Consider the following 5,512-nt stretch of genomic DNA (forward strand, 5'->3'; position numbering starts at 1 on the left):
CAGATAATACATTTGGAATGGATCGTACAAAAGTTACCTGTAGCAGATGTGGCGCTCATTTAGGCCATGTATTTGATGATGGCCCCAAACCAACCGGCTTACGGTATTGCATGAATTCTGTTTCGCTCAATTTTACAAAAAAGGGGTAGGTCGGTTTTGTCCATGAGGGGATGAGGCGGTTTTAATTTGTTTCATTGTAAATAATTGCTCATTATATGCAGAGGAAAAACCAATAAATTTCTATTGGGTTATTTAATACATTTACAAGAGAAAGTATAAAATGTGGTTGAAGCTTTTTAGAAATAAAATTTTCATTTGCCATCTTGCGGTTGATGGAAACACCGATCCCGGTTAACTGCCGTGGCCGATGTCCCCAACGTTCATTGCTTAAGTATTCAAAAAATCGTTTTCAGGCAGCTTCTTAACGTCAGTAAATGCAAATTGAAAATTCCGAATAAGTACAAATAAAATTCTTATATTGCTACTGATGAAAAAAATTGTACAAAAGCATCCGCTGGCTATCCGCTGGTTTCACTGGATTAATTTTCCGGTGCTTGCAATTATGATATGGAGCGGCATGTTAATTTATTGGGCCAACGACGTATATCGCATTGGATGGGGTTCTACCACCGTACTTAAATTTTTTCCCGATTCATTTAATAAAGCTTTGAATATTCCTTTCCGGCTGGCTGAGGGCATGAGTCTTCATTTTGTATTTATGTGGTTGTTTGCCATCAACGGATTGATTTACGTAGGTTACCTGTTATTTTCCGGCGAGTGGAAACTGATTTTCCCCAACCGGAAATCGTTGCAGGAAAGCTGGAGGGTAATACTACACGATTTGCATCTCCGCAAGGGATTGCCACCACAAAAAAAATACAATGCTGCACAGCGCATAGCATACACTGGTGTTATTTTTATGGGTCTTGGTTCATTGCTTACAGGGCTTGCTATTTACAAACCCGTTCAGTTTAAAACGCTTTGTGCAATGTTGGGTGGGTATGAATGGGCAAGGATAGAACACTTTACACTTACCATTTTATTTACGCTTTTTTTTGTAGTACATGTTCTGCAGGTGTTGAAGGCCGGTTGGAATAATTTTAGGGGAATGATAACAGGTTTTGAAGTACAACCTTCCGTAAAACCTGCATCAGAACAACTGATGACTGATGATACAGCACCCTTGACAAATACACCGCAAAATATTTAATTGTATGGCAAACGAAAATGAAAAAATAGTTTCTTCAACATATATACGCAACAGAACCATTCGTGCTTTTGCTGTTTTCTTTTTGTTGACTGGCGCAGCGATTTTTACCTGGCGATGGTTAATCCATCAACCCGAAGATAATGCCGTACCTGGGCCTTTAAGGGCGGTATTAAATGTTAACGAAAATTTATTCAGTAATTATATTTACAGCGCTGATAACATCAGCAAAGCCTACACACCTGGCGAGGCTGCTCCCAGGGTAAGGGTGAATGGTGATGATGGATTAAGCGATGATTTTAATGCAGCAGCATGGAAACTGCAGGTGGTTAAAAACCCCGGCGACACATTGTTTATTACATTAGCTGAAATAAAAGCGTTGCCAAAAACCGAAATTATTTTTGATTTTAAATGCATTGAAGGCTGGAGCCAGGTAACCCATTGGGGCGGTGTAAAATTCAGTGATTTTGTAAAAAAGTATAATCTCGGCAGCCAGAGTGCAATGGAATATGTTGGCTTAAATACCCCCGATAAAAAATATTATGTAGGCATTGATACCCGCAGCATTTTGCATCCCCAAACCATATTGTGTTATGAAATGAATGGAAAGCCATTGCCTTTAAACCAAGGATATCCCTTACGGTTAATTATACCTGTAAAGTATGGCATTAAGCACCTTAAACGTATTGGTACTATCTTTTTCAGCAATACCAAACCTAAAGATTACTGGTACGAAAAGGGATACGATTATTATTCAGGATTGTAGCTTCTATTGTTTCCACTAATTGTTGGTGTTTAAAAAACAGGACAGGTTACTTTTGTATAAACCACCAATACATGGCAGCTCGTGATTTTCAGTTAGCAGCAGAAAAAATTAAATTTGAGGCTATATTCGAGTATGCGTCTCTCGGCATATTGGTTGTTAATCAACAAGGTGAAATAGTACTGGCCAATACTTTTTTGCTCAGCCAGTTTGGCTACAATAGTTCTGCAGAAGTGATAGGTAAAAAGTTGGAAATTTTAATACCCAATCGTTTTCACGCGGCTCACATACATCATAGAAATGGTTACATGACCAAACCAGAAAGAAGGCCGATGGGTATTGGTATGGATTTGTACGCCGCCAAAAAAGACGGATCAGAGTTTGCCGTAGAAGTTAGTTTAAATAATTATGAAGTGGGCGAAGCGTCTTTTGTAATTGCTTTTGTAAGCGATATCACCAAACGAAAAGATATAGAGAATGCTACGCTTTATCAAAAAGAGCAGTTAGCCCTCATCAATAAAAAGATAGAAGAATTTAATAATGATCTTGAAAAACAGGTGGTACTTCGCACCAGCCAATTGCAGGAAACCTTAAACGAACTTGAAATTTCTAAAGAAGAATTGCAGAGGGCATTGAGTAAAGAAAAAGAACTCGGCGATCTTAAAAGCAGGTTTGTATCCATGGCTTCACATGAGTTTCGCACACCATTAAGTACCATCCTTTCTTCTGCATCACTGGTATCAAAATATGTTAATGAAGATGAACAGGACAAAAGGGACAAACATACCAACCGCATTAAGTCTGCCGTAAACAATCTTACAGAAATTTTAAACGACTTTTTATCTATTGGTAAAATTGAAGATGGTAACCTGGCTGCACATTTTACCGGATTTAATATTAAAGAATTAATCACCTCGGTATGCAGCGAAATAAACGGTATTGTAAAAACCGGGCAGCAGATTATTTACCATCATTCGGGCAATCACCTGGTAGTATTGGATCCATCGCTGTTGCGCAATGTGATGATCAATTTATTATCGAACGCTATTAAATTTTCGCCGGTAAATGGTATGATAGAAGTAAAGAGTGAAGTGAATGATACGCACATCCTGGTAGAAGTAAAAGACAGTGGTATCGGTATTTCCGAAGACGACAGGCATCATCTGTTTGAACGTTTTTTCAGGGGTACCAATGTAACCAATATTCAGGGTACAGGTTTAGGCTTACACATTGTTGAAAAATATGTTGAATTAATGAATGGCAAAATTGAATGTATAAGTGAACTGGAAAAGGGCACCTGCTTTGCCATCTCTTTTGATATCCATGCGGCAAATATGACATAACTAATTATCTTATAATTATTAAAGTACTGATTTTTATGAAACGTATATTGCTGATTGAAGATAATGATGAGATTAGGGAAAATACGGCCGAGATTCTTGAACTTGCAAATTATAAAGTAGATGCTGCCGGCAATGGAAAAGAAGGTGTGAAGATGGCGTTGAAAAATATACCCCACCTGATTATTTGCGATATTATGATGCCGGTTTTGGATGGCTACGGCGTGTTGCATTTGCTGCGCAAAAATGAAGGTTTAAAAAATATTCCCTTTATTTTTTTAACCGCAAAATCTGAGCGGGGCGACTTTAGAAAAGGAATGGAAATGGGGGCAGATGATTATATTACAAAGCCTTTTAGTGATATAGAATTATTAACTGCCATTGAAAGCCGGCTTAAAAAATCGGCCTTATTACAAAAAGATTTTGAAGGGATAAACAATGTACGGCAAACCGAAGAAACGGGTACCCTGCAAGCACTGGAAGAACTGATAAGCAATAGTGCGGTTAATTTTTATAAAAAGAAAAGATTGATTTATGATAAAGGAAATCATCCGGTAAAGTTGTTTTATATTCAAAAAGGAAAAGTAAAAACATTTAAAACCAGTGACGATGGCAAAGAATTAACGGTGGGTCTTTTTGGAGAAGGAGATTATGTGGGTTACACCGCCATTCTGGAAGGCACCGTTTACAAAGAAACTTCTGAAGTAATTGAAGATGCTACGCTGGCAATTATAGACCGGCGGGATTTTGAAAAATTATTGCGTGCAAACAAAGAAGTTGCCCGGCAGTTTATTCAGATGTTGGCACAAAGTGTTACCGACAGGGAAGAGCAACTGGTGGGTATTGCTTACAACTCGTTGCGAAAGCAGGTGGCCGAAGCGTTGGTACTGCTGCAAAAAAAATATACCAAAGATGAAGCCGGACATTTTTCCATGAATATTTCAAGGGAAGACCTTGCCCATATAGCCGGAAAGGCCACTGAATCAATTATACGCACGCTAAGCGATTTTAAAAGTGAAAAATTAATCGACATTAAAGATGGCGCCATCATTATTTTAGATGAAAAAAAATTGGCAGCCTTATTAAATTAGCCTTTACACAATGGGAGCAGGTATTTGTTAAACTACGTTTTTAAATGGGAGAATTCTTTTTACTGATAAGAAATTTGATAGCGTAATTTTTTCTGGTTTTTACATATTTTACATAAGCGACCTTTTTTTGATTAGCGCTGACTGTATATATTTTTTACTGATCTTTTATGCCGCTTTCAACATAGTTGTTCCGTAATTGCGTGATATAATTTTGAGGTAATTTTTGGGAGCAGGTGAAGTATGCGTTATTTTACCCGCCACTCACCACTTGTTTCATGCCCGTTCAGCCAGCCATTTAAATGGCTTTTTAGGTTTTTCGGGTTGTAGATTAAATTTAGCGATGCTGTTTTTTTGAATGTAGGCTACCGCTTCATCCACAGAATCTGTTACCAAAAACAAATTGATATCATCCGGTGAAATAGTAAACTCTTTTTTCAGCAATTCAATATGCGCTATCAGTGCCGCGTGAAATTTAGTGTCGAAAATTACGATGGGAAATTCGCTGATCATTTTTGTTTGTATCAGCGTGAGCGCTTCAAAGTATTCATCCAGCGTACCAAAACCACCGGGCATTACCACAAAGGCATAAGAGTATTTTAGCAGCAATGTTTTGCGTACAAAAAAATATTTAATGTTTACCCATTTATCCAGGTAGGCATTGTGGTTTTGTTCGTGTGGCAATACAATGTTGCAGCCAACGCTTCTGCCACCGGCTTCCTTGGCGCCTTTGTTGGCGGCTTCCATAATGCCGGGGCCGCCGCCTGTCATAATGGTAAAACCCAATTGGGCAATCCTTGCAGCCAGCTCTTCTGTTTTTTCAAAATAGGGGTGGCCATCTTTAAAGCGTGCCGAACCAAATATGGTAACGCATGGCCCCACAAAATGCAGCGCCCTGAAGCCCTTTATAAATTCAAACAATACCTTTACCGCAAACTGTAATTCTTTCCAGCGGTTTTGCGGCCCTGCCAAAAACTTGATTTCTGCTTTTACTGCCGCTTTCTTTTGTTCTTCTATCATCGTTTATAATTGGCATCAAACGTAGTGGTTTTTTTTGTTGCAGCAAAAAGCAAACACGGTAGTTATTGGTTATTAACTTACCACTAACCAAAGG

Annotated in this window: 6 protein-coding genes; 5 read left to right on the forward strand and 1 reads right to left on the reverse strand. The window is 38.5% G+C overall.

Annotated features, from left to right (window positions below; genetic code table 11):
• From H7254_RS11375 to H7254_RS11395, 5 genes are all read left to right on the forward strand, one after another.
• The coding region (locus H7254_RS11375) for a peptide-methionine (R)-S-oxide reductase (protein WP_301933086.1) at window positions 1-149 on the forward strand (149 nt) is incomplete at its 5' end.
• Window positions 150-487: 338 nt separating this feature from the next.
• Window positions 488-1,210, forward strand: a complete 723-nt coding sequence (locus H7254_RS11380) for a cytochrome b/b6 domain-containing protein (protein ID WP_301933081.1) — start codon at window positions 488-490, stop codon at window positions 1,208-1,210.
• 4 nt (window positions 1,211-1,214) lie between these two features.
• Window positions 1,215-1,973 (forward strand): molybdopterin-dependent oxidoreductase, encoded by a 759-nt coding sequence (locus tag H7254_RS11385; RefSeq protein ID WP_301933082.1) that lies wholly within the window; start codon window positions 1,215-1,217, stop codon window positions 1,971-1,973.
• Window positions 1,974-2,044: 71 nt separating this feature from the next.
• Window positions 2,045-3,313 carry a PAS domain-containing sensor histidine kinase gene (locus H7254_RS11390; protein WP_301933083.1) on the forward strand — a complete coding sequence of 423 codons (1,269 nt, stop codon included), beginning with the start codon at window positions 2,045-2,047 and terminating at the stop codon, window positions 3,311-3,313.
• Between the two features lie 35 nt (window positions 3,314-3,348).
• Window positions 3,349-4,401 (forward strand): response regulator, encoded by a 1,053-nt coding sequence (locus tag H7254_RS11395; protein ID WP_301933084.1) that lies wholly within the window; start codon window positions 3,349-3,351, stop codon window positions 4,399-4,401.
• Between the two features lie 273 nt (window positions 4,402-4,674).
• On the opposite strand, the gene H7254_RS11400 is transcribed toward H7254_RS11395, so the two are convergent.
• Window positions 4,675-5,418, reverse strand: coding sequence for a TIGR00730 family Rossman fold protein (locus H7254_RS11400; protein ID WP_301933085.1), 744 nt, complete (start codon window positions 5,416-5,418; stop codon window positions 4,675-4,677).
• Window positions 5,419-5,512: the final 94 nt, after the last annotated feature.

Origin of the sequence: Ferruginibacter sp., from assembly GCF_014377975.1 — a bacterium.
Lineage (GTDB): Bacteria > Bacteroidota > Bacteroidia > Chitinophagales > Chitinophagaceae > Ferruginibacter.

What these genes read in the sequence shown, in the direction of transcription:
- H7254_RS11380 (WP_301933081.1), top strand. Translation starts at nt 488, where the DNA reads ATGAAAAAAATTGTACAAAAGCATCCGCTGGCTATCCGCTGGTTTCAC.
- H7254_RS11385 (WP_301933082.1), top strand. Translation starts at nt 1,215, where the DNA reads ATGGCAAACGAAAATGAAAAAATAGTTTCTTCAACATATATACGCAAC.
- H7254_RS11390 (WP_301933083.1), top strand. Translation starts at nt 2,045, where the DNA reads ATGGCAGCTCGTGATTTTCAGTTAGCAGCAGAAAAAATTAAATTTGAG.
- H7254_RS11395 (WP_301933084.1), top strand. Translation starts at nt 3,349, where the DNA reads ATGAAACGTATATTGCTGATTGAAGATAATGATGAGATTAGGGAAAAT.
- H7254_RS11400 (WP_301933085.1), bottom strand. Translation starts at nt 5,418, where the DNA reads ATGATAGAAGAACAAAAGAAAGCGGCAGTAAAAGCAGAAATCAAGTTT.